Below are 22,380 nucleotides of genomic sequence, written 5' to 3' on the forward strand. Positions count from 1 at the left end.
TCAGGTCGACGAAGGCGACGCCCGTCCGGGCGTCGGCCGCGGACACATCGTCCAGGACTGCCGCCATCAGGTGCTCGGCGGACGGTGCAAGGCCGAGCCCGGGAAACCGAAGTTGCGGCGCCTCTCCGGCAACTCGGCGAAGTCCCCTACCGCCTCGATACGCCAGCCCGGCTAGCGCTGTCCGCCTCCTCCTCAAGAGGGAGGCCGGGCCTCGATCCTCCTGGGCTCCCAGTGCCAGGTCGATCCCGTGGGCGATCCGCGGCGGCGGCACCCGACCCTAGCCTCGAGATGCGAACCGGCCATACGTGAACGGTTCGTGAGCTGTTTCGTGTGCCTGGCACGCCAGCACGATGGTGCCGGAAAGGGCGCGCGGCATGCACACCGAGGCAGACCGCCCTCGACCGTGGTACTCGTGGCGGACGAGGAGTCCCGGCTCGAGCCTTCACAGCCGAGCCCACCAGCCCGTCATCGATCAAGGAGCACCAATGCGCCTGCGCAAGCGAGCAGTTGCCGCCGTGTTCGCGGCCACCGCAGCCTTCACCGCCCTCGCCCCTCAGGCCATGGCCGCCCCCATGCCCTGGGAGACCAGCAAGACCCCCACCACCACTCGCAACACCACCCTCACGCCAGTCGGCGACCATGGCACGGTCACCGTGCTGTGCGGGGACCCCTGCTACCAATAGGCGGTCGCCGGGGTCTAGGAGCCGTGGTCCGGGGTTTGGCCATGCCACGGAACCGAGGATGACGGTCTTCGCCCACCCGATGAGACTCGGCCTGTCCGAACATTGCGCCAACCGCCGAACTCGCTGAATCCATAGAGGAGTCCAGATGCGTCTGCACAGGCGAGCCGTAGCCGCCGTGTTCCTCACCACGGCAGTCCTCACCGCCCTGGGCCCGCAGGCCGTGGCCGCCCCCATGCCCTGGGAGACCAGCAAGACCCCCACAGCCGTCACCCACGCCACCGCCTCTCCGACGGCCGCCGGCGGCACGGTCACCGTGTTGTGCGGGAGCCCCTGCTACCAGTAGGCGGCCCGCCACCGCAGTTCACAGCGCTACACACACCCAGCTGGCAACCGAACCTGAGCAACCATCACCCCACGGTGCCCACGCCGAATCCAAGCATCTCCAGCAAAGGAGTACATCCCATGACCGGACAGCGTCGTAACGGCCGCCGGACATCGCTCTACGGAACGCTGGCGGCGACCGCAAGTCTCGCCACCGTCATGGCGATGGCCGGCACCGCAGGCGCCGAGGCCCGCCACTCCCCCGCCCCCTTCGCCACGCAGGCTCAGGCTTTCGGGCTGAGCACCGGTGAAGCCAGGACGCTGCAGAGCCGAGCCGACACGCTTCTCGCCGAGGAGGGCGGAACCCAGATCGCCGCCAACAAGATCAGGCTCAAAGACGGTTCCGTGCTCGTGCTCGCTCTGCCGGGTGGGCATGCCGCCTACGGCAAGGACAGCAACGGCCGGGCCCTGGCACAGTACCCCTGCGACTTCGGCCACTTCTGCGCGTTCAGCGGCACCAACTTCACCGGCGACGTCAGGGACTATTTCAAGTGCCGAGAGAATCCCATGCCGTTCACGGGGCGCGGATCGTGGGAGAACAACCAGTACACCGGCACCATCGCCAACTTCGAGAGTTCCGACCACGTGTCGCGCTGGCACGACGACGGCGCCTACTCCGAGGACAAGGACGCCGACTGGACCTGGGTCGTCTGGCTACGGAACTGCTGACACCCTCCCTCGCCCTGCGGCCGGTTCTTGAATGCAACTTCGCACCATGCCCACCCGCTCACCTGGTTGCCTGCAGGGCGGTGCAGGCCCCCTCGTTCGACGGCATCAACCATGCGGTGCGGGTGGGCTGCACCGTCGAGCGTTCAACCAACTCGTGTACGGCCAAGTGGGGCGGATAAATTAGGCATTTGGCCGATATGATTCGGATCGTCTGGTCTTCTACCCTCCCGGCATGACGCCCCCCGAGGGGAACCGGGACGACGTCGTCGAGGTCCTCGACAGCAATCGACCGGGGCTGAAGGAACGCTGGCAGGCGCTGCCGCCCCGAGCCCGCGCCACGGTCGCCCTGTCCACCTGCCTGGTCGTCCTGGCCCTGCTCGCGGGCTACTTCCTCGCGCCCCACCCGGCCGCCCCGCAACCCCCGCCGGTGGCCGGCCTCCACGTCCGGATCACCCACATCGGCGTACCGCCCCCGGGCAATCCCTACTTCGGCCTCCGGCTTCGGGCCACCGCCACGTCACTCGTCGCCATTTCAGGGTCGCGGGAGGGCTACCCGGACCTCATCCTCTACGTCCCCCTGCCGGCCAACCCTCTCGCGCCCGGCCAGGTCCGCAGCCTGTACGTCCGGGCCGCCGTCTGCAACTGCTGGCTGCCGCGTCCCCCCTCCGGCACACCGCTGCTGTACCTGACGCTGCACACCTCCCACGGGGAGCGGTACCTCGCTGTCGTGCCCAACAGGGGCCAGTTCGAGCGGCTCAACCGCATCTTGCGGCGCGCGTGCGCGAATTGATGGCCTCATGCAGCAAGACCGCGTGCGCAGGGCCGCCCTCTCGAAGGCCCACCGAAACGGCCACCTCTTGGCCCCCTTTCGCGGCCAAGGACCCGCAAACGCTCGATGTGCAGGCGAAGATGAATCGCGGGCGGACACATGACGGTGGCGGGAGGCCGGTCGGGTGCCGGACGAGCAGACGCAGCGTGCCGCGGCACGGCGCGACGTGCTGGGCGCGGCGCGTCTCGGGCAGCCTGTCGCGCGGTGCAGCCCACTCGATCTGGAGGTGCACCCCGCCGGCTCCCCGACGCGCTACGCCGGCAGCCCAGGCGTGCGGGAGGCGCCTCTCCCCGGCTATGTGGCGCGCGATCACGACTGGGTGTTGGCCAAGGTGGTGAGCGAGGCAGCAGAGGGCCGCAGTCACATGGTGGTGTTGGTCGGTTCATCCTCGACCGGAAAGACCCGGGCGTGCTGGGAAGCGGTCCAAGCGCTGGCGGAGCCAGGGTGGTGGCTGTGGCATCCCTTCGCCCCGGGCCGGGCCGAGGCGGCGCTGGCCGGCCTGCCCGCGGTGCCACCGTGCACGGTGGTGTGGCTGAACGAGGCCCAGCACTACCTCGGTGATCCTCAGCTGGGTGAGCAGATCGCTGCGGGGCTGCATGGTCTGCTGACCGATGTCGGCCGGGGACCGGTTCTCATTGTGGCCACGCTGTGGCCAGAACTCGTACAGCAGTACACCGCCCTGCCCCAGCCGGGCGAGGGAGATCCGCACAGCCGGGTACGGGAGCTGCTCGCCGCGCGGATGTTGTCGGTGCCGGAGGCCTTCGACGACGCGGCGCTGCGCGCGGCTGCCGTATTGGCCAAGGAGGGTGATGTGCTGCTGGCCGGTGCGCTCACCCGGGCCGGGACAAGTGGGCGGATCGCCCAGGATCTGGCGGGAGCACCTGAACTGCTGCGCCGCTACCGGCACGGCTCACCCGCCGCAGCGGCCCTCCTCAACGCGGCGATGGACGCCCGGCGCTTGGGCGTCGGCCCGCATCTACCGCAGCCCTTTCTGGCCGAGGCGTGCGTCGACTATCTCGAGGACGTGGACTACGCCCAACTCGGCGACAGCTGGGTGGAGTCGGCCTTCGCCGAACTCACCCGCCCGGTGCACGGCAAACAGGCACCGCTGTGCCGCATCACCCCTCGGCCGCGGCATCGGTCCCCCACCTCCGCTCCCGCCAACCCCCTGGCGGCGAACACCCCGGCTCTCTTCCAGCTAGCCGACTACCTGGAGCAGCACGGCCGGGCCACGCGCCGCAGACTGTGTCCGCCGGCCTCGTTCTGGGCCGCTGCCGGGCAGCACCTGTCTCGCCCGGACGACCTCGATGCTTTGGCCCGCGCGGCCAGGGCCCGTTACCGCCTGCGGTGGGCCGAGCACCTTGCCCGGCGGGCTGCAGAGGCCGGCCAGGTGCGCTCGCTGCTGGTGCACGCGGCCCGGTGCGAGCAGGCCGCCGACTGGGCGCAGGCCAAAGCGCTGTACCGGCGGGCCGCTGATGCCGGGAAGGCTCGTGCCTGGCCCCTGCTGGCGGAAGTACACGAGCAGGCCGGCGAGCCCCGGATCGCCGAAAACCTGGCCTGGCAGGCGGCCGCGGCCGGTCATGTACGGGGGCTGGCCCGAATCGCGGTACTGCGGGAAGAGACCGGAGACCCCGCCGGGGCGCAGGCTTTGGCACTGCGGGCGGCCGACGCCGGCCACGGTCAGCCGCTGCAACGGCTGACCGCGCTGCGACACACGCTTGGACAGCACGAGGACGCCGAGGCCACCGCCCTGCTCGCCGCCGACCACGGCCACCCGCACGTGCTCACCGTGCTCGGTGAACTGCGCGAAGTTTCCGGGGACTTGGCGAGTGCGCAAGCCTTGTACCGGCAGGCTGCCGAAGCCGGCCACAGCTATGCGCTGGTCTGCCTCGCCATGCTGCGTGAGGAGCTCCACGACCTGGACGGCGCCGACGACCTGGCCCTGCAGGCCACCGCGGCCTGGAACCCACGCGCCGTGGCGCTGCTGAGCGGGCTGCACACCGAAGCCGGCCGCCAGGATCGGGCCGAAGCCCTGTGCCACAGGGCCATCGCGGCCGGCCACAGCCAGGTGCTGCTCGTCCTGGCCGGGCTGCGGCAGCGGGCCGGCGACCTGGGCGGCGCCGAAGCGCTGTACCGGCAGGCCGCCGAGGCCGGCCACAGGCAGGCCCTGCTGTCCGTGGCGCGGCTGCGGGAGAAGGCCGGCGACACCCCGAGCGCGGAGACGCTCTACCGAGCGGCCGCCGACTCCGGTGACATCTCCGCGCTCACGGCGTTGTCCGCGCTGCGGGAGCGGGCCGGTGACCCGGCCGATGCCGAGGCACTGGCCTGGCAGGCCGCTGACGCAGGCGCACCCCACGTCCTCTCCCGCCTGGTTGCGATCCGCCGTCGCGCCGGCCGCCGCCAGGACGCCGACATCCTCGCCGCCCAGGCCATCGACGCTGGTTACACCCCACGGGCCGACTTCCGCCGCAACAGCCCCCACCCGCGTTTCCCGCACGGCCTCGACCCGGACGGCACCCCCACACCTCCCTGGCCCTGAGCTGCCCACGGCCAGCACATCCCCGCTGCGGTCGGCCTCACCGAGCGCCCAGAGCAGCAGCGAACGCCCACGCGCCACCTCACGGCATCTCCCTCACGGCCGTCGCGAGGAAGGCGGGCTCCCCGCTCCGGCCGGACCGCTCGTGGATCACAACTCGCGGTGCAAGGGACAGCATGTGCGCCCGGCCGGCATCGGCAGGGTCATGGTGCGGCGAGGGCGGTGCGTGCGGCGTCGAGGAAGTCGGCATGCGCGGCCTGGTACTGGTCCGCGGAGGCGTTCGCGTCGAGAGAGTTCTCCAGGGCATCGCCGGCGGAGCTGACCGGATCGGGGCCTTCCAGCCGGACGAGCGTAAGGGCCTCGGTGACGGTGCTCAGGGCGGTGCGGTAGCGGTCGCGGCAGCCCGCCGCCTCGGGGCTGCCCAGTGCCTGCTGCCATTCGAGGCGGCGTTGGTGGCCCGCGTCGGTGGCGGCGAGAAAGGCGGCGTAGGCGGTCCGGCGCACCTCACGCTGCGCGGCGAGGTGTTGGGCGGTCAGCGTCTGGCGGGCCACGTCCAGTTGAGCGTCGGCCTGCAGGCGTCCGGCCTCCCACGCGGCGTCCGCCTGCCGGCGTCCCGCCTCCCACGCGGCGTCGGCCTGGCGCCGGCCGGCCGCCCAGGCCGCGTCCGCCTGCCGCGCCGCGGCATCGACCGTGCTCTGCGCCTGCTTGCGGGCGGCCGAAAGCGTGAACCATCCCGTGACCGCACCGCCGGCGAGGGCACCGGCTATCCCCGAGCCGGCGGCGATCCACGCCGTCATCACCGCGTCCGACACACAGCCCCCTGCCATCCCGCATTGCCCCACCGACCCCAGCAGTGTGCCAGTCGGCGCCGGACGCCCGCGTCCACGGCGTTCAGGGCGTCCGCAGCCACTGTGCCCGCTTGCCGTTGCGCTGCGGGTGCTCTGCCGCGCCGATCACCGGTCACGGGTCACCGGTCACCGGTCACCGGTCACCGATGAACTCCTCATCGGCAGAGACGCGTTGAAACCACGTGCGTGCCCTGCAGTGGTTGCCAGGGTTCCCCTGTAGGAGCATGAACTCCGGCTACGGCAGGACGGCCCAAGGGGTGGATGGGTGGCGGAAGAAGCAACAACTCGCGCTGCGGCCCGGCATGAGCTGCACGACAGGCTCAAGGACGGCCTGGCGTCGAGTGGGTTGACCAAGGCTCAGCTTGCCGCCCGGTCGGAGCTGGAGCGCGCCATCGTGTCCGGCGCCTTGCGAGTCGATGGCCCGCTGCCGTCGGCGCAGACGGTGGCGGCGCTCGCCCGCGCACTGGAGCTCCCGGTATCAGAACTCCTGCACCTGCAACGGATCGCGGCCGACGAGACCGGCGCCGCGGTCCTCGACGGCAGACAAATGCTGGGCCGGCCGGTCGAGGCGTGGGAGCCACACGCTTTGGAGGTTCACCCGGCCGGGAGCGCCGCGAACGGACACGAGCCGGGCGCGTCCACAGTCCGGCTGCTGTCGGGTTATGTGCACCGCGAGCACGACCGGATGCTGGCCGAGGCGGTGCGGGAGGCCGAAGCAGGCCACAGCGGGATGGTGGTGCTGGTGGGTGCCTCCTCCACCGGGAAGACCAGGGCGTGCTGGGAGGCGGTGCAGCCGCTCGCCGGAACCGGCTGGCGGCTGTGGCATCCCTTCGATCCGACCCGCGCGGAAGCCGCGCTGGAGGACCTGGGGCGGGTGTCGCCGCGGACCGTGGTGTGGCTCAACGAGGCCCAGCACTATCTCGGCAGTTCCGGCGGTGGCGAACGCATCGCCGCCGCGCTCCACAACCTGCTCACCGATCCGGCGCGCGGGCCGGTGCTGGTCCTGGGAACCCTGTGGCCCGAGTACGCCCGGCAGTACACGGCCTTGCCCAGCTTTGACGGGTCGGACTCGCACAGCCGGGTCCGCGAACTGCTCGCCGGACGCACCCTGTCGGTGCCCGACGCCTTCGACGCCGCCGCCCTGGAACGCGCGACAGCCCTGGCCAACGACGGTGACCGGCTGCTGGCCGATGCCCTCACCCGGGCCGGGGGCGACGGACGTGTGACCCAGGACCTCGCCGGCGCGCCCCAGCTTCTGCACCGCTACCAGCACGGCACCCCGGCCGCTCGTGCGCTGCTCGAGGCCGCGATGGATGCCCGCCGTCTGGGCCTGGGGCTGCACCTTCCCCAGCCGTTCCTCACCGACGCGGCTGCCGACTACCTCACCGATGCCGACTACGACCAGCTCACCGACGACTGGGTCGAGGCCGCCTACGCCGAACTCGCCCACCTCGTCCACGGCAAGCAGGCGCCCCTGCGTCGCGTCAGTCCCCGCCCCGAGCGCCGTCCCCCGAACTCCCCACCGGTGCGCTCCTCCAGCGGCCCTGCGCTGCCGGTCTTCCGTCTGGCCGACTACCTGGAGCAGTACGGCCGTACGGTGCGCCGGCAACAATGCCCGCCGGCAAGCTTCTGGCACGCCGGCCATGCTCATCTCACCCGGGCCGAGGACCTCAGCGCCCTCGCCGACGCGGCCCGGCGACGCCACCGACTGCAATGGGCCCACCACCTCACCTGCCGCGCCGCTGACATCGGCGACGCCGACGCCCTGGTCTACCTCGCCCGCTTCAAGGAGCGCTTTGGACATCACGAGGCGGCCGAAGCCCTGGCCGTGCGGGCGGCGCGGGCCGGCGACACCCGGGCGCTGACTCAGTTGGCCCGGGCCCGGGAGAAGGCGGGCCACCAGGACCGCGCGGCAGCACTCGCCCGCCAGGCGGCCGCTGCCGGGGACGATCGGGCGCTGCTGCGGCTCGCCCGCATACGGGAACAGCTGGCCGACCATGAGGGTGCCGAGCTCCTCGTGCAGGAAGCCGCCGCGGCGGGCAGCACCGAGGCGCTGCTGGAACTGATGCGTATCCGCCACGAGGCCGGAGACACGCGGGGCGCCGAAGCAGCCGCCAGGCAAGCCGCCGTGGCGGGCAGCGAAGCGGCGCTGACCCACCTGGTCAGGATCTGGCACGCGGACGGCCGCGCGCAGCAGGCCGAGGCCCTGGCCCGGCGTGCCGCCGCCACCGGCAGGACGCAGGCCCTCGGCGACCTCGCGCTGAGGTGCGAGAAGGCCGGCGACCGGCAGCGGGCCGAAACCCTTGTCCGGCACGCACGGGACCTCGGCGACGCCGGCGCACTGGCCGCACTGGTCTGGCTGCGCGAGGAGGCCGGGGACCCTGCGGCCGCCGAAACCCTCGCCCGCGAGGCGGCCGTGGCAGGACGCACCGACGTGCTGGTACAACTCGTCGTCCACCGGGAGACGGCCGGCGACCAGCAGACCGCCGAAGCTCTGGCCCGCACCTTCCTCGACCCGCCGCACCCGCCCTTGGCGGGCGACCGGTCGCACGACGGCGCAGCCCGTCCAGCCGGGCAGACGGCAGCCGACACGCCCGCCCCCGCCACCGCCGCCCTGACCGCGCTGGCCCGCCACCGCGAACGAGCCGGCGACGACCAAGGCGCCGAAATCCTCTTCCAGCAGGCCGTCGACTCCGGCGACACCGACGCCCTGGCGCCGCTGGCCCGGATCCGGGCCCGGGCAGGCCACAGCGCCGAGGCGGAAGCCCTGGCCCGACAGGCGGCCGCCGCCGGCGACACCCGCGCCCTCACTCACCTGGCGCGAGCCCGGCGACGGCACGGCCAACTCGAGGCCGCAGCGCTCCTGTTCCAACAGGCCATCGACGCCGGCAGCCGCGCCGCCCGCACCGATCTGGCCCTCCTGCGCGACCAGCTCGGCGACCGCACCGGCGCCGAAACCCTCGCCCTCGACGCCGCCGCCCACACCGGCGACCTCGACCCGCTACGCGAACTGGTCCGCACCCGACACCGTCGCGGCGACCGCACCGGCGCCGAGGCCCTCGCCGTGCGCGCAGCCGACGCCGGCAGCATCCACGCGCTGCTCGACCTCGCCCACGCGCGAGAAGAGGCCGGCGACCACACCGGAGCCGAAGCCCTCCTCCGGCGGGCAGCCGACACGGGCAACGCGCATGCTCTCCTCGAGCTCGCCCGGAAACGAGACGAGGCCTCAGACCACAGCACGGCACAAACCCTCGCCCTGCGCGCAGCCGACACCGGCAGCCTCGAAAGCGTCTCCAACTCCAACACGTTCCGCGCCTACGCCCGCCGCCGATGGCCCCACGGCCTCAACCCCGACGGCACCCCCACCCCACCCTGGACAGAGCCCAGCACGTAACCGCGCACGCATCGCCGCGCAGACCTGACCTGCCCAAGTACGCCTGCCCTACGGCGGGTTGGCGCGCACCGCCGCGAAGTCCTGCCGGACAGTTCTGCCGGCCTGCACCCGATCCGGCTGACCGACGGCGTCCACACAGCGCCCGGCGCGGGACGAGTCGACCGATCGCGCGCCTCGACGCTCACGCCGGCATCACTCACCTTGCCGTCACCATCGGCTCCAGCAGCCGTCGCGGCGCACTCACCGCCCGCGCCACAGCATCGCGCCCGGGACCCGGCGCCGGCTCGAACCCGGGGCCGGGTTCGTGCAGGATCTCCAGGACCGGGACCACCAGGCCGCAGTCGCCGCAGCGGCCCTCGTGGTCGAGAAGACCTCCGTCCCGCTCGTGGCGGAAGACGCGCTTCGCCCCGGTCGGGGAGTAGTGCGCGTCGCCCCAGTTCATCAAAGTGCGCAGGACGGGCCAGAGTTCGATGCCTTTGGCGGTCAGGCGGTACTCGACCGCCCCGCCCGGCTCGTCGTCGCGGCTGAGGACGCCCTCCTGCACGAGGGTCTTGAGGCGGTCGGTCAGGACCGCGCGCGGGATCTTGAGCTGCGTGGCGAAGTCCCCGAACCGGCGCACCCCGAAGAACGCGTCGCGGACGATCAGGAGCGTCCACCGCTCCCCCACCACTTCCAGCGTGCGCGCCAGCGAGCAGTTGCGGTCCGCGTAGGTGCTGGGGAGTGTCATGCGGTCGATTCTACTCCTCCAGTTCAGTCATTGAACTGACTGTGCTACGGTCCTCATCAGTGGCAGTTCAGTCACTGAACTTGCCCCTCTGTCCGCCGAGCCCGCGAAGGCCGCCCCATGTACCAGTTCCTTGTCTCCTTCACCGTCCAGCCCGAGCACCGCGACGACTTCGTCCGGGCTGCCCGCCGCACCGCCCGCGACTCCCTCGCGAACGAGCCCGGCTCCCACCGCTTCGAGGTCATCGCCGACGAGGAGAACGACGACGTCTTCTACCTGAACGAGGTCTACGCGGACGTCGACGCCTTCGACGCGCATGTCGGCGGCCCCTACTTCGCCGCCTTCTTCGCCGAGGCGAGCGCGTACGCCGAAGGCCCGACCTGGCTCATGCGCGGGACGGTCGTCGGCGACCGGGCCGCCACCACCGCGTGACCGGACAACCCGCCCCTCACCAGGGGTGACGCGCACCCGGCGCACCCATCCGCCCACGAACGACGAGGTCCACCATGTCGTCAGTACTCATCACCGGAGCATCCAAGGGCATCGGCCGAGCCATCGCCCTCGAACTGTCGCGGCGGGGCCACCGGGTCGTCGCCACCGCCCGCCGCCCGGAAACCCTGGCCGACCTGCCCGTCGACCAGCGCCTGCGTCTCGACGTCACCGATCAGGAGACCGTCGACCAGGCCGTCAAGGACGCCGGCGACGTCGACGTACTGATCAGCAACGCCGGTGAAACCGTCCGCGCACCCCTGGAGAGCGTCCCGCTCGCCGAGGTCGAGCGGCTCTTCCAGCTCAACACCCTGGGCGCCCTGCGCGTGGCACAGGGCGTGCTCCCGGCCATGCGGGCACGCGGCGCCGGCCGCCTGATCTTCGTCTCCAGCGTCCAGGGACGCCTGGTCCTGCCGATGATCGGCCCCTACGGCGCCAGCAAGTGGGCCCTCGAGGCGCTCGCCGAGACCCTCGCCATCGAGACCCGCCACTTCGGCGTCAAGGTGAGCGTCGTACAGCCCGGCGCCGTCTCCTCGGGCGGCGGCGAGCGTGCCGGCGTGTTCCTGAAGGAGAACGACCCGTACGGCCCCCTGTACGAGCAACTCCCCCTGCTGCGCGGGGAGTCCGTGACGCCTGAGGAGGTCGCCGCCGCGGTGGCCGCCACGGTCGAACACCCCGAGCCGCCGCTGCGCGTGCCGGTCGGCGCACCCGCCGAACGCGCCCTCAAGGCCCGTAAAGAGGCTTCGGAGAACGAGCCCTTCCTGATGACGAAGATCGATTGGTAGCCATGTCCGAGAACAGCCAGCCCCCTGGACCCGGCGTCATGACGAGCCGGCCCGCCGCTCCGCGCCCGACCGTCGTCTCGCACGGCGCGAGCGCGCCGGCGGACACGCCCTCCCGCCCCTGGCCCGGTGTCCTCACCGTGTGTCTCGGCGTGATGATGGCGTTCGTCAACGTCTCCTCCACCATCTCCGCGCTCTCCGCCATCCAGCCGGACCTCCGTCCCACGACGAGCACCCTGGTCTGGGTGACCAGCGCGTACTCCCTGGTCGTCGTCAGCCTGGTGATGTCCGCCGGCACACTCGCCGATCTGGTCGGCCGCCGCGCGGTCTTCCTCGGCGGTGCCGTCGTGTTCACCGCCGGCAGCGTGCTGGCCTTCGCCTCCGGCAGCGCGGGCATGCTGATCACGGCGCAGGCGGTGATGGGCATCGGCGGCGCGGCGGTGCTGCCGTCCAGCCTGTCGATCGTCAGCCACTCCTTCACCGACCCGCACGAACGCACCCGGGCGATCAGCGTGTGGGCCAGTTGTTCCGGGCTCGGCCTGGCCGTCGGACCGATCGGCGCCGGGCTGCTCCTGGGCGGCTTCTCGTGGCACGCGGTCTATCTGCTCAACGTCGTCATCGGCGCTGCCGCCGTGGTCCTGACGCCCCTGCTGGTGACCGAGTCCAAGCACCCGACCCGCCAACTCGACCTGCTCGGCGTCCCGTTGTGCACCGTGGCGATCGCGTCGGCGACGTACGCGATCATCGAGGGCGGCTCCGCCGGCTACACCTCCGGCCGGATCGTCACGGCCTACGCCGTCTTTGCCGTGACCCTGGTGCTGTTCCTGGTGACGGAGGCCCGCCACCACGATCCGATGCTGGACCTGCGACTGTTCCGCAACCGGTCGTACTCCACGGTGATGGGCGTCGCGACGGCCACCATGTTCGGCTTCGTGGGGACCGCCCTGCTGACCGTGCTGTACATGCAGCGCGTGCAGCACCTGTCCGCGCTGGCCACCGGCCTGCGGCTGCTCGCGATGTTCGCGACGTACATCGTGGTCAGCGCGCTCGCCGGGCCGCTCGTCAAGAGGATCGGCTTCACGCTCACCCTGACGGCGGGCCTCGTCGTCATGGGCGCCGGCGCGCTCGCGCTGCTGGCCACCGGCCCCTTCTCCGGCTACGGCACGGTGTGGCCGGGCCTGTTCGTCGCGGGCGTCGGATCGGCGCTGCTGACGGCGCCGTCCACGGCCGCCGCGGTCAACAGCGTGCCCCGGCAGCAGGCGGGCATGGCCAGTTCCTCGGTCAACATGTTCCGCCAGCTCGGCGCGGTCCTCGGCCCCAGCGTGCTCGGCACCGTCGTCACCACCCGCTTCCCGCACTACCTGGACGACCGCCTGACCTCCGCGGGCGTTCCCGCTCCGGCGGCCGCGCACATCACGGACGCCGCGACCCACGGCGGCAGGCCGGCGCAGTCGCCCCTCGCGCACACCATCGCGGACTCGGCGGCCCGCGCCTTCACCGACGCGGTCCACCTCGGGCTCCTCATCGGCGGCATCGCCCTGCTCGTGACGGCGATCCCCACGGCCCTGTTCGTACGGCACCGCAACGAGCCGGCCGGCTAGGGACGACCGGCCCTCATACCCCGGCAACCGCTCCAGGTTGTGAGGGCCTGGTACGTCAGGACGGCTTCGGCTGCCGGACCCACCCCAGGGACCGCTCGACGGCGAGTTTCCAGCTCTCGTACTCCCACTCCCGTCGTTCGGGTTCCATGTCCGGCAGCCACTGGGCGGCGCGGTGCCAGTTGCGGCGCAGGACCTCCAGGTCGGGCCAGTAGCCGGATGCCAGGCCGGCCGCATAGGCGGCGCCCAGGGACACCGTCTCGGCCACCAGGGGCCGTACGACGGGAACGTCGAGCACGTCCGCGAGGATCTGCATGAGCAGGTGGTCGGAGGTCATGCCGCCGTCGACCTTGAGCTGCTTCAGGGCGAGTCCGGCATCGGCGTTCATGGCATCGACGACCTCACGGGTCTGCCAGCCGGTGGCCTCCAGCACGGCCCGGGCCAGGTGCCCCTTGGTGATGTACGAGGTGAGGCCGACGATGACACCGCGGGCGTCGCTGCGCCAGTGCGGTGCGAACAGGCCGGAGAACGCGGGGACGATGTAGCAGCCGCCGTTGTCCTCGACCGTGCGCGCCAGGGTCTCGATCTCGGGTGCGCTGTGGATCAGGCCGAGCCGGTCGCGGAACCACTGGACCAGCGAACCGGTGACGGCCATCGGGCCTTCCAGCGCGTAGACCGTGGGCTGGTCGTCGATCTTGTAGGCGACCGTGGTGAGCAGCCCGTGCTGGGAGCGCACGAGGTCGGTGCCGGTGTTCATCACCAGGAAACTGCCGGTCCCGTACGTGCACTTGGCCTCGCCCGGCGAGAAGCAGGTCTGCCCGAACAGGGCCGCCTGCTGGTCACCGAGCGCGGCCGTGATCGGCACCCCCGGGAGCAGCGCGCGGGCCTCGCCGTACCTCTCCGCCGAGGAGCGGATCTCCGGCAGCATCGAGCGCGGTGCGCCGAAGAAGTCCAGCAGCTCTTCGTCCCAGGTCAGCGTGCGGATGTCCATGAGCATGGTGCGGCTGGCGTTGGTGGCGTCGGTGATGTGCACGCCGCCGTCCGGGCCTCCGGTGAGGTTCCAGACCAGCCAGCTCTCCATGGTGCCGAACAGCACCTCGCCGTCCCGGGCGCGCCGCTCCAGCCCGTCGACATGGTCGAACAGCCAGCGGATCCGGGGCGCGGAGAAGTAGGTCGAGGGGGGCAGGCAGCAGCGTTCGAGGAAGTACTCGTCCCCGGGGTGCTGCCGCAGTTCGTCGACGAGGGGGGCGGTGCGGGTGTCCTGCCAGACGATCGCCTTGCCGAGCGGGACTCCGGTCCGCCGGTCCCACAGCACCGTCGTCTCGCGCTGGTTGGCGATGCCCATGGCCGAGATCTGCGACGCGTCGATCTGGGCGTTCGACAGGGCCTCCGGTACGACGCGCTGGAGGTTGCGCCAGATCTCGACGGCGTCGTGCTCGACCCATCCGGGCCGGGGGAAGTACTGCTGGTGCTCCCGCTGGGCGACCGACACCAGCCTCCCGCCGTGGTCGAACAGGATGCATCGCGTGGAGGTGGTGCCCTGATCGATGGACATCACATACCGCTCAACCATGATCGGCCCTGCCTTCCGGTCTGTCGCGGAGGTGCTGGGGGCTGGGGGCCTACCAGCGGGCCGCACCCAGGTCTCTGGAGATCGCGCGTGCCGCTTCCCGCAGCACGGTGATCAGGGCCGGCTGAGGCCGGCCTTTGGTGTCGCAGATCCGCTCGACGGCGCCGGACACCCCGATCGCACCCACCACCAGACCGCCCTGCCCCCGGATCGGTGCGGCGACCCCGGCCTCGCCCATGCTCATCTCCTGCACCTCGGCGCCCCAGCCCAGATCCCGTATCTCGGCCAGCGCCCGGTTGAGGCTCTCCGGGTGGACCAGGGTGTGCCGGGTGTACGCCTCCGGTTCGGCCTCCAGCACGGCGTCGACGGGCGTGACGCCGTAGGCGAGGAGCACCTTGCCCAGCGAGGAGGCGTGCAGCGGCAGCAGCGCGCCGACGTCCAGGGTCTGCAGCGTGTCGTCCGGCCGGAAGACGTGGTGGATGACGAGCACCCTGCCCTCCAGGGGCGTGCCCAGCCGTACGGCCTCCCCGCTGCGGGCGGCCAGCGCGTCGGCCCAGTTGATGGAGCGCGAACGCAGTTCGTTGACGTCGAGGTAGCTGGTGCCGAGGTGCAGCAGGGCCGCCCCGAGCTGGTACTTCCCGGTCTCCGGGTCCTGCTCCACGAAGTCCACGTGCTGCAGGGTGCGCAGGATTCCATGGGCGGTGCCCTTGGCCAGGCCGAGCGACGACGCCACCTCGCCCAGCCCCATGCGACGGGATCCGCCCGCGAGCAGGCGCAGAATCGCCGCGGCTCGTTCTATGGACTGGACCGGGCCTGCCATGACGCGATGGTAGTCCGGGTTTTCACGATTTGGGACTGCCGTTCGGTAATGCCGACCGGGATTCGTTGACCCGTCGCAATTCCCTCCCTAGCGTGCCATCACGCCCGGCACACGACACTCAGCGCTCCCCCGAGGAGGACACATGACGACAGCGCAGCTCACCGCCGCGCCTCGGGGGGAAGCCGAGCACGTCTTCACGCTCCCGCACGACCCAGGGGCCGTCTCGGCCGTACGCCGAAGCGTGCGTACGGTCCTCTGCGACTGGCACCTGGACGCAGACAGCACGGAGGACGTACTGCTCCTGGTCTCGGAGCTGCTCACCAACGCCATCGTGCACGCCCTGCCCCCGGCGACACTCAGACTTTCGCGCACCGAGCTGGACGGCTGCGGCGCCGTACGTGTCGGGGTCACCGACCGTGGGCCGGTGGCCCCGGCCGGCCTGTCGCCCTGTCCCGAAGACCCGGACGAACACGGCCGCGGCCTCGACATCGTCACCGCACTGGCGACCCGCTGCGGCGTGGACGCCCAGTCCGGCGAGACCAACCGGTGGGCCGAGCTGCAGGTCGGCAGGGCGTAAGCGGAACCGGGGACGAAGGGCAGCACCCCCGCTCGTTATGCCGAGCGGTCGTGTCAGGTGATGCGCTGGTGAAGTACCGCTTGCTCCGCGGGGTTGTCGGTCAGGTCGAGTGCGCGGCGGTCCGCGGTACGGGCCTCTTCGACGCGCCCGAGCGCGCGCAGCAGGTCGGCGCGCGTCGCGTGGAAGAGGTAGTAGCGGTCGAGGTCCGGGGCGAGGTCGTCCACCTCGGCCAGGGCGGTCTCGGCGTCCACGGCGTAGCGCAGCGCGACGACCCGGTGCAGGCGGGTGACGGGCGACGGCGCGAGGTGCAGCAGCATGTCGTACAGCAGCACGATCTGCTCCCAGTCGGTGTCCTCCCAGCGTGCCGCCTCCGCGTGGCAGGCCACGATCGCGGCCTGGAGCTGGTACGGGCCTGGTTGTCGCCGGCGGATGGCGCGTGTGAGCAGCCGGGTCGCCGCGTCGATGGTCTCGCGGTTCCACAGGGAGCGGTCCTGGTCCTGCAGCTGCACCAGGGTGCCCTCGGGAGTGAAGCGGGCGGCGGCGCGGGCGCGGTGCAGCCGGATCAGCGCCAGCAGGCCCGCCACCTCGGTTTCGGCCGGCATCAGCCGGTGCAGGAGCGTGGCCAGCCACTCGGCGTCGTCGGCCAGGTCATGCGACTGCGCCTGCTCGGCGGTGGCCAGATACCCCTCGTTGAACACCAGATAGATCACCGCGAGCACCTGGGCCAGGCGGTCGGCCAGCTCCTCGTCACCCGGAACGCGGTACGGGATACCCGCGTTGGTGATCTTCTGCTTGGCGCGGGTGATGCGCTGGGCCACGGTGCTCTCCCGCACCAGGAACGCCCGGGCGATCTGCGCGGTGGTCAGTCCGCACACCACCCGCAGGGTGAGCGCGATCTGCGCCTCCTGCCCCAGTGCCGGGTGGCAGCAGGTGAAGATCAGACGCAGTCGTTCGTCCGGCTGCGACGGCTCGCCCCGCTCCGGTTCCCGCAACTGGGCAAGTTTCGCCCGGTAGTTCTCCTGGCGGCGCAGCAGATCGAGACCGCGGCGCCGGGCCACGGTGAACAGCCAGGCATCCGGCCGCTCCGGGACACCCTCGGCCGGCCAGTGCTTCAGCGCCGCGAGCACGGCGTCCTGCACCAGGTCCTCCGCGGTGGCGAAGTCGCCGGTGAGGTGGATCAGCGAGGCGGCCAGCCGGCCCGCGTGCTCTCGCATCACGCGGGCCAGCTGCTCGTGCGACGCTGCGGTCCCGGCCACCTCGGGCGATGGGTCCGTCACAGCCCTGGTCATCCCATCGGGGTGATTTCCACCGGGCGGATCTCCACCACGGGGCAGGCGGGCCAGGTGGCGACCATGCGCAGGGCTTCGTCCAGGTCGGCGACATCGATCTCGGCGTAGCCGCTCACGACCTCCTTGCCCTCCACGAACGGGCCGTCGACCACGATCGGCTTTCCGCCCTCCAGGCGCACGGTCGTCGCCGTCTCGGGCGCACGCAGCTTCTGCCCGCCGGTGATCTTTCCGGCGTGGGTGGCGAACCACTCGTTCACCCGCTCGTACGCCCGCGCCCGCTCGGCCGGGCTCATCGCCCGCAGTTCACCGGCGAACTCCTCGGTGTCCACGAACAGCAGTACGTACTTCATGCATCGCTCCCCTGGTTCTGCGGCGCGTCCATCCGCCGCTGCGCCTCTTGCGGGGACACGTCCTCCACGTGCGTGGCCACGGTCCAGGTGTGCCCGAACGGGTCCACGACGTGGGCGTCCCGGTCGCCGTAGAACTGATTCTGCGGCTCCCGCCGGACGGTCGCCCCGAGCTGCGCGGCGCGGGCGACGACCGCGTCCACGTCCGACACGTAGAGGAACAGGAAGACCGGGCTCCCGGCCAGACCCGCGGCCGGTGGTGCCTGCGTACCCATCCACGGCGAAGGGTCCTCGACGATGACGACCGCGTCCCCGATCTCGATCTCGGCGTGCACGATTGTCCCGCCGGGCCCCGGGAAACGCATCCGCTCGGTCGCGCCGAAGACCTCCGCGTAGAACTCGAGTGCCTTGGCAGCGCCCTCCACGACGAGGCAGGGCGTCACACGGCGGTAGGTGTCAGGGATCGGCTGCGGGCTGGCTGTCGATGTCATGGGATCGTCCTCTGCTCGGTTCGCTGCGCAGTGCCGATCGGCGCTGCTACCAGGAAGACGGTCGGCGGAACGCCCGATACGACAGGCTGCGGAAGATCTTGCCTGTGCGCGGCGCTCGGCACCGGACACCGCCCTGGAACGCCGGCGCTTCCCTCCTCCGTCACATGATCGGGCGACCCGCGACGCCGCCTGTGGGCTCGTCGGTCAGGACCACGGCCGCCCGGATGCGTTTGCCGACCGGCTCGCGGTGCATCCCGAAACCGCGGCTCACCGCCATGACGATCTCCAACCCGTGCCGGCCGACCCGGCGCGGGTCCGGTGCCAGGATCAGCGGCAGCCTCGTACTGCTGTCCCACACGGCCACCTCGACGGCCCCCTCGCTGACCTCCAGTGTCAACAGACACGGTCCCGGAGCGTATTTACGGGCATTGGTCACCAGCTCACTCACCACCAGCTGGACCATGCCCGTCGCCCGCTTCGACACCGGCAGCCCGTGGACAACCTGCAACGACGTCAGGAAATGGTCGGCCATGTCCCGGGCGGCAGCGATCTCCTCGCTGCCCTCGAACACGGCAGAGACCGTGATCGGACGATCCGCAGGCGGCTGCCGGCCCTCGTTGTCCCCAGCAGCTCCGTACAACCGCCTCACCTCCGAAGCGCCGCCACGGCGGACCCGGTCACCCTCCACCGTCGGCCCCTCCGCACACCACACCGTCCGACTCCCCGGCCCGAGAACGAGGGAGGGGCCGTTTCGACCTCCCCAGGTGTCACGGCCCCTCCATGCACAGCACGGTCCCGGTTACCCGGAAGATCCGTGCTCATGTCCGGCCGCCAGCAGTTTCTGAGCGAACACCGACAAGGGCTTCTGACACGGAGTGTGACGCCGTGCTGCGGTGCTGCGCTGTACCGGGTGGACCCAGGGGTTCCCGGCTGTCCCGGACAACGCCCGGAGCGCCCGATAACCTGGCAGACTGCCGACCAAACGATCATTGATCGTGAGAATTCGGGTTTGCGGCAGCCAGGTGTTGTCGTCGTTCGGGGTGGGTGCAAAAGGTGCTGTTGGCGGACCGCTATCACCTGGAAGAGCTGCTGGGGCGTGGCGCGATGGGCGAGGTGTGGCGGGCGGCCGACCAGCTGCTCGGGCGTCCGGTGGCGGTCAAGTTGATGCGGGCGGAGGAGGCTACGGACGCCCAGCGGTTCCGGCTGGAGGCGCAGACAGCGGGACGGCTGAACCACCCCCATGTCGTGGGTGTGTACGACTTCGGCTCCCATGCGGGCCAGTCCTACCTGATCATGGAACTGGTCGACGGTTGGACACTCGCCCAGGAACGCTCCCTGCGCGGCGCCCTGGCCCCCCACGAAGCCGCGGACATCGCGGCGCAAATGGCAGCGGGTCTCGCCGCCGCGCACCGTCAAGGAGTGATCCACCGGGACATCAAGCCCGCCAATGTGATGCTCTCCACCGATCGCACCGTGAAGATCACCGACTTCGGCATCGCCCGCTTCGCCGACGAGGCCGCCAGCACCCTGACCGCCACCGGCAAGATCCTGGGAACCGCCGACTACCTGGCCCCCGAACGGGCCCTGGGACGCCCCGCGCTCCCGGCCTCCGACGTCTACTCGCTGGGCTGCGTGCTGTACGAACTGCTCACCGGCAGGCCTCCGTTCCGCGGCGCCACCTCGCTGGCCGTCGTCCAGCAACATGTCGACGCCGCCCCGCCCCCGCCCGCCCAGCTGCGCCCGGAGATACCACCGTCGCAGTCCGAGTACGTGTTGCGCCTGCTGGCCAAGGACCCCGCCCACCGGCCCACCGCCGAACAGGCCGCCTACTGGCTGGGCGGGCAGGAACGGACGCCGTCCTCCCCTGCCGCGCCGGACGGCACCGCCCACCTGGCGGCGCCTCCCGTCTCCTCCCAGCCGACACCGCCACGCCCCGCCGAGGCCGGTACATCGCACTCCCGCCCACGCCGCAGTCGCAAGGCGGCCCCGAAAGCCCTGCTCGGCGGCGCGGCCGTCGCCCTGTTCGCGGGGGCCGCGGCCTTCGGCGCGTCACTGAACTCCGGGGCCGACGGCCCTTCGTCCCCCACGACGCCCACCCCGACGGCCATCACCTCCGCTCCGGCCGACGCCACGCCGTCGGTTGCGGCTCCGTCGACGGCGCCGCCGTCACCACACGACCAGGGACACGAGGAGGGTCACGAAGGGAAGGGCAAGCACGGCAAGGGGAAGGGGCGGAAGTCCGACGACTGAGCCAGGGAGCGGGATCGTTCTCCCCTCGGCGAGCATCGGCCGTCCACACGCAAGAAGGGCCCTCCCAGGCTTTCGCCTGCGAAGACCCTTCGCACCGTCGGGACGACAGGATTTGAACCTGCGACCCCTTGACCCCCAGTCAAGTGCGCTACCAAGCTGCGCCACGTCCCGGTGCCTGTCTGACCTGGGGTTTCCCCGGGCCGGACGTGCACAGAAACCATACCGCACTCGGGTCGGTGGTCGTGCATGGCTTTTCGGCGGCGGCGCCTCTCGCCGCGGGTCAGGCCGTCGGCTCGGCGCAGGGCCGCTCGCGCAGTGCGCCCGGTGCCGAGATCGGCTTCGGGGCGTCGGCGCGGATCAGGTTACGGATCGCCGGGACCGCGAGCAGGGCGACGGGTATGGCAAGGCTCATCGCTCCGGAGACGAGCAGGACGTGGCCGGCACCCAGGACGCCCGCCGCAGGGCCGGCCAGGGCCTGGCCGACCGGCATCATCGCCAGGGAGCCCGCGACGTCGTAGGCGTGGATGCGGTTGAGGACGTCGGGCTGGACCTGGGTCTGGACGCTGGTGGCCCACATGACACCCCAGAAGGACATGCCGGCACCGGCGGCGGCCGCTCCCGCCGCCATCAGCGGGACGCCGAGCCCCGCGCCGACCGCAGCCGGGAAGCCCGCGAAGGCGAAGAGGGAGATCGCGCCGGCGCGGAGCATGCGGCGGGGGCGCAGGCGCAGGGCGAGCAGCCCGCCGACCACGGTGCCGGCCCCGAGGGCGGAGTTGACCAGGCCGTAGGCGCGGGGGCCGTGCTGCTGGACGACCTCGGTGGCCACGAGCGGGACCGTCGGCCCCCAGACGGCGATCATGTAGACGCACCAGACGGCTATGACGCCCCAGAGCCAGGTGCGGGAGCGGAATTCGCGCCAGCCTTCGGCCAGGTCGGCGCGGAAGGCGCCGGAGCCGCCGTGGTTCGCCGCGTTGCCGGGGGTGAGTGGGGGCAGGCGCAGCAGCAGGAGGCACAGGGCGCTGATCGCGTAGGTGGCGGCGTGGGCCGCGAAGACGCCGCCCGGTGAGGCGAAGCCGACCAGGAGGCCCGCGGCGGCGGGGCCGGCGAGCTGGGCGGCGGACTCGGCGATGCGTATCGCGCCGTTCGCGCCCTGGACGTCGGAGGCGAGCCGGGGCACCGTGCTGGCGACGCCGGGCTGGAAGACGGCGCCCGCGACGCCGTTGGCGAAGCCGATGGCGCAGATCTGCCAGAGCACGACATGGCCGGAGTAGAACAGCGCGGCGGCGACGGACTGCGTGCCGAGGCGCACCAGATCGGCGCCGATCATCAGCTTGCGGGTGCTGAAGCGGTCGGCGATGACGCCGCCGAAGACGACCAGGCCGGCGAAGGCGGCGGCCGTCGCGGCCATGGCGAGTCCGACCGCGCCCGCCCCGTAGCCGTGCTGCAGCAGGCCCGCGGCAAGGGCCACGGGAAGCATCGTGTCGCCGAGCCGGGCGACGGCGCGCGCGACGAAGAACAGGCCGAAGTCACGGGACCACACCGGGCGTTCCTTCGCCGGGCGCCTCACCCTCGTGTCGGCAACGATGTCAAGGCTGTCCTGACCCGCGCTCACCCCGTACGTCCCCTCCCCTCCCGCTGCCCGGGGGACCCCTCAACCCCGGCCCCCACTCCCGTCCCCGCTCCTGTCTCCGAGCATGCCACGCAGCACCGACAACGCTCGACGCGTTTTCATTCCCGCGCAATCCCCAACTCCGGGTAGGCGTCGAGCAGTCGGGACGGGGCCGCCTGGCGCCAGGAGTCGGCGAGGATGTCGCGCAGTTCCGCCTCGTCCTCGATGGCTGAGAGGCGGGCCCTCACCCAGGCGAACATCGCCTCGTGCTCGGCGATCCAGAACTTCTTCGGTTCGGCCAGCACCAGTTCGTCGCGCTCCTCCTTGGGGCAGCGCACGGCGATGGACGTCTCGTCCTCGGGCAGCGTGGCGAACATCTTGCCCGCGACCCGGAAGGTGGGCATGCTCCAGGCGATCTTCTCCGTCGTGTCCGGCAGGGAGAGGCAGATACGGCGTACGTCTTCGGCGTCCGGCATGCCCAGAACCGTAGCCGC

The 22,380-nt window shown here is 71.7% G+C and carries 21 protein-coding genes and 1 tRNA gene; 11 read left to right on the forward strand and 11 right to left on the reverse strand.

The features are described from left to right. The first annotated feature begins 485 nt into the window (after positions 1-485). The 5 genes from ACFU97_RS13405 to ACFU97_RS13425 all read left to right on the forward strand — a co-directional run bounded on the left by ACFU97_RS13405 (position 486) and on the right by ACFU97_RS13425 (position 5,101). Positions 486-683 carry a hypothetical protein gene (locus ACFU97_RS13405; RefSeq protein ID WP_384255001.1) on the forward strand — a complete coding sequence of 66 codons (198 nt, stop codon included), beginning with the start codon at positions 486-488 and terminating at the stop codon, positions 681-683. Positions 684-828: 145 nt separating this feature from the next. Then, positions 829-1,026, forward strand: a complete 198-nt coding sequence (locus ACFU97_RS13410) for a hypothetical protein (protein WP_384255003.1) — start codon at positions 829-831, stop codon at positions 1,024-1,026. 119 nt (positions 1,027-1,145) lie between these two features. Continuing rightward, the gene (locus ACFU97_RS13415) at positions 1,146-1,733 is read left to right on the forward strand and encodes a hypothetical protein (RefSeq protein ID WP_384255006.1); all 588 of its coding nucleotides are present in this window, start codon (positions 1,146-1,148) and stop codon (positions 1,731-1,733) included. Positions 1,734-1,965: 232 nt separating this feature from the next. Continuing rightward, positions 1,966-2,523, forward strand: coding sequence for a hypothetical protein (locus ACFU97_RS13420; protein WP_384255008.1), 558 nt, complete (start codon positions 1,966-1,968; stop codon positions 2,521-2,523). 163 nt (positions 2,524-2,686) lie between these two features. Further along, entirely contained in the window at positions 2,687-5,101 is a 2,415-nt protein-coding gene (locus ACFU97_RS13425; RefSeq protein WP_384255010.1) for a hypothetical protein, read from the forward strand. Between the two features lie 200 nt (positions 5,102-5,301). Here ACFU97_RS13425 and ACFU97_RS13430 read toward each other — a convergent pair whose 3' ends face one another. After that, positions 5,302-5,910, reverse strand: a complete 609-nt coding sequence (locus ACFU97_RS13430) for a hypothetical protein (RefSeq protein WP_384255012.1) — start codon at positions 5,908-5,910, stop codon at positions 5,302-5,304. Between the two features lie 301 nt (positions 5,911-6,211). On the opposite strand from ACFU97_RS13430, the gene ACFU97_RS13435 reads away from it, so the two are divergent. Continuing rightward, positions 6,212-9,340, forward strand: a complete 3,129-nt coding sequence (locus tag ACFU97_RS13435; protein WP_384255014.1) for a hypothetical protein — start codon at positions 6,212-6,214, stop codon at positions 9,338-9,340. Between the two features lie 196 nt (positions 9,341-9,536). Here the strand turns inward: ACFU97_RS13435 and ACFU97_RS13440 are convergent, their stop codons facing one another. Further along, positions 9,537-10,067: a winged helix-turn-helix transcriptional regulator gene (locus ACFU97_RS13440; RefSeq protein ID WP_384255017.1), complete on the reverse strand. Its 531-nt coding sequence runs from the start codon at positions 10,065-10,067 to the stop codon at positions 9,537-9,539. Between the two features lie 117 nt (positions 10,068-10,184). Here ACFU97_RS13440 and ACFU97_RS13445 point away from each other — a divergent pair, with 117 nt between their 5' ends. From ACFU97_RS13445 to ACFU97_RS13455, 3 genes are all read left to right on the forward strand, one after another. After that, positions 10,185-10,496: a putative quinol monooxygenase gene (locus ACFU97_RS13445; protein WP_384255019.1), complete on the forward strand. Its 312-nt coding sequence runs from the start codon at positions 10,185-10,187 to the stop codon at positions 10,494-10,496. A 74-nt stretch (positions 10,497-10,570) separates the two neighbouring features. Then, positions 10,571-11,338 carry an SDR family oxidoreductase gene (locus ACFU97_RS13450; RefSeq protein WP_384255021.1) on the forward strand — a complete coding sequence of 256 codons (768 nt, stop codon included), beginning with the start codon at positions 10,571-10,573 and terminating at the stop codon, positions 11,336-11,338. 2 nt (positions 11,339-11,340) lie between these two features. Then, positions 11,341-12,936: an MFS transporter gene (locus ACFU97_RS13455; protein WP_384255024.1), complete on the forward strand. Its 1,596-nt coding sequence runs from the start codon at positions 11,341-11,343 to the stop codon at positions 12,934-12,936. Between the two features lie 55 nt (positions 12,937-12,991). On the opposite strand, the gene glpK is transcribed toward ACFU97_RS13455, so the two are convergent. Continuing rightward, positions 12,992-14,506: a glycerol kinase GlpK gene (gene glpK, locus ACFU97_RS13460; RefSeq protein ID WP_384255026.1), complete on the reverse strand. Its 1,515-nt coding sequence runs from the start codon at positions 14,504-14,506 to the stop codon at positions 12,992-12,994. A gap of 49 nt (positions 14,507-14,555) precedes the next feature. Further along, positions 14,556-15,323 carry an IclR family transcriptional regulator gene (locus ACFU97_RS13465; RefSeq protein WP_384255028.1) on the reverse strand — a complete coding sequence of 256 codons (768 nt, stop codon included), beginning with the start codon at positions 15,321-15,323 and terminating at the stop codon, positions 14,556-14,558. A 142-nt stretch (positions 15,324-15,465) separates the two neighbouring features. Between ACFU97_RS13465 and ACFU97_RS13470 the strand changes: the two genes are divergently transcribed. Further along, on the forward strand, positions 15,466-15,900 hold the full coding sequence (locus ACFU97_RS13470) for an ATP-binding protein (RefSeq protein WP_384255031.1): 435 nt from the start codon (positions 15,466-15,468) through the stop codon (positions 15,898-15,900). Between the two features lie 53 nt (positions 15,901-15,953). Here the strand turns inward: ACFU97_RS13470 and ACFU97_RS13475 are convergent, their stop codons facing one another. From ACFU97_RS13475 to ACFU97_RS13490, 4 genes are all read right to left on the reverse strand, one after another. Beyond that, positions 15,954-17,189 (reverse strand): RNA polymerase sigma factor, encoded by a 1,236-nt coding sequence (locus ACFU97_RS13475; protein ID WP_384255033.1) that lies wholly within the window; start codon positions 17,187-17,189, stop codon positions 15,954-15,956. Continuing rightward, positions 17,186-17,539, reverse strand: coding sequence for a YciI family protein (locus tag ACFU97_RS13480; RefSeq protein ID WP_384255035.1), 354 nt, complete (start codon positions 17,537-17,539; stop codon positions 17,186-17,188). The genes ACFU97_RS13475 and ACFU97_RS13480 overlap by 4 nt, the downstream gene beginning before the upstream one ends. After that, positions 17,536-18,027 (reverse strand): VOC family protein, encoded by a 492-nt coding sequence (locus ACFU97_RS13485; RefSeq protein WP_384255038.1) that lies wholly within the window; start codon positions 18,025-18,027, stop codon positions 17,536-17,538. The genes ACFU97_RS13480 and ACFU97_RS13485 overlap by 4 nt, the downstream gene beginning before the upstream one ends. 160 nt (positions 18,028-18,187) lie before the next feature. Next, positions 18,188-18,598: an ATP-binding protein gene (locus ACFU97_RS13490; protein ID WP_384255040.1), complete on the reverse strand. Its 411-nt coding sequence runs from the start codon at positions 18,596-18,598 to the stop codon at positions 18,188-18,190. 482 nt (positions 18,599-19,080) lie between these two features. Here ACFU97_RS13490 and ACFU97_RS13495 point away from each other — a divergent pair, with 482 nt between their 5' ends. Further along, positions 19,081-20,277, forward strand: a complete 1,197-nt coding sequence (locus ACFU97_RS13495; RefSeq protein WP_384255043.1) for a protein kinase — start codon at positions 19,081-19,083, stop codon at positions 20,275-20,277. A 97-nt stretch (positions 20,278-20,374) separates the two neighbouring features. On the opposite strand, the gene ACFU97_RS13500 is transcribed toward ACFU97_RS13495, so the two are convergent. The 3 genes from ACFU97_RS13500 to ACFU97_RS13510 all read right to left on the reverse strand — a co-directional run bounded on the left by ACFU97_RS13500 (position 20,375) and on the right by ACFU97_RS13510 (position 22,362). Continuing rightward, a tRNA-Pro gene (locus tag ACFU97_RS13500) sits at positions 20,375-20,448 on the reverse strand. A gap of 109 nt (positions 20,449-20,557) precedes the next feature. Further along, positions 20,558-21,862: an MFS transporter gene (locus ACFU97_RS13505; protein ID WP_384255341.1), complete on the reverse strand. Its 1,305-nt coding sequence runs from the start codon at positions 21,860-21,862 to the stop codon at positions 20,558-20,560. A gap of 143 nt (positions 21,863-22,005) precedes the next feature. Then, positions 22,006-22,362 carry an MmcQ/YjbR family DNA-binding protein gene (locus tag ACFU97_RS13510; protein WP_384255045.1) on the reverse strand — a complete coding sequence of 119 codons (357 nt, stop codon included), beginning with the start codon at positions 22,360-22,362 and terminating at the stop codon, positions 22,006-22,008. Positions 22,363-22,380: the final 18 nt, after the last annotated feature.

The organism is Streptomyces sp. NPDC057616, assembly GCF_042800575.1.
GTDB lineage: Bacteria > Actinomycetota > Actinomycetes > Streptomycetales > Streptomycetaceae > Streptomyces.

Excerpts from the sequence above, each read along its gene's own strand:
- ACFU97_RS13405 (WP_384255001.1), top strand. The coding sequence starts at position 486 with ATGCGCCTGCGCAAGCGAGCAGTTGCCGCCGTGTTCGCGGCCACCGCA.
- ACFU97_RS13410 (WP_384255003.1), top strand. The coding sequence starts at position 829 with ATGCGTCTGCACAGGCGAGCCGTAGCCGCCGTGTTCCTCACCACGGCA.
- ACFU97_RS13415 (WP_384255006.1), top strand. The coding sequence starts at position 1,146 with ATGACCGGACAGCGTCGTAACGGCCGCCGGACATCGCTCTACGGAACG.
- ACFU97_RS13420 (WP_384255008.1), top strand. The coding sequence starts at position 1,966 with ATGACGCCCCCCGAGGGGAACCGGGACGACGTCGTCGAGGTCCTCGAC.
- ACFU97_RS13440 (WP_384255017.1), bottom strand. The coding sequence starts at position 10,067 with ATGACACTCCCCAGCACCTACGCGGACCGCAACTGCTCGCTGGCGCGC.
- ACFU97_RS13445 (WP_384255019.1), top strand. The coding sequence starts at position 10,185 with ATGTACCAGTTCCTTGTCTCCTTCACCGTCCAGCCCGAGCACCGCGAC.
- ACFU97_RS13450 (WP_384255021.1), top strand. The coding sequence starts at position 10,571 with ATGTCGTCAGTACTCATCACCGGAGCATCCAAGGGCATCGGCCGAGCC.
- ACFU97_RS13455 (WP_384255024.1), top strand. The coding sequence starts at position 11,341 with ATGTCCGAGAACAGCCAGCCCCCTGGACCCGGCGTCATGACGAGCCGG.
- glpK (WP_384255026.1), bottom strand. The coding sequence starts at position 14,506 with ATGGTTGAGCGGTATGTGATGTCCATCGATCAGGGCACCACCTCCACG.
- ACFU97_RS13465 (WP_384255028.1), bottom strand. The coding sequence starts at position 15,323 with ATGGCAGGCCCGGTCCAGTCCATAGAACGAGCCGCGGCGATTCTGCGC.
- ACFU97_RS13470 (WP_384255031.1), top strand. The coding sequence starts at position 15,466 with ATGACGACAGCGCAGCTCACCGCCGCGCCTCGGGGGGAAGCCGAGCAC.
- ACFU97_RS13475 (WP_384255033.1), bottom strand. The coding sequence starts at position 17,189 with ATGACCAGGGCTGTGACGGACCCATCGCCCGAGGTGGCCGGGACCGCA.
- ACFU97_RS13480 (WP_384255035.1), bottom strand. The coding sequence starts at position 17,539 with ATGAAGTACGTACTGCTGTTCGTGGACACCGAGGAGTTCGCCGGTGAA.
- ACFU97_RS13485 (WP_384255038.1), bottom strand. The coding sequence starts at position 18,027 with ATGACATCGACAGCCAGCCCGCAGCCGATCCCTGACACCTACCGCCGT.
- ACFU97_RS13510 (WP_384255045.1), bottom strand. The coding sequence starts at position 22,362 with ATGCCGGACGCCGAAGACGTACGCCGTATCTGCCTCTCCCTGCCGGAC.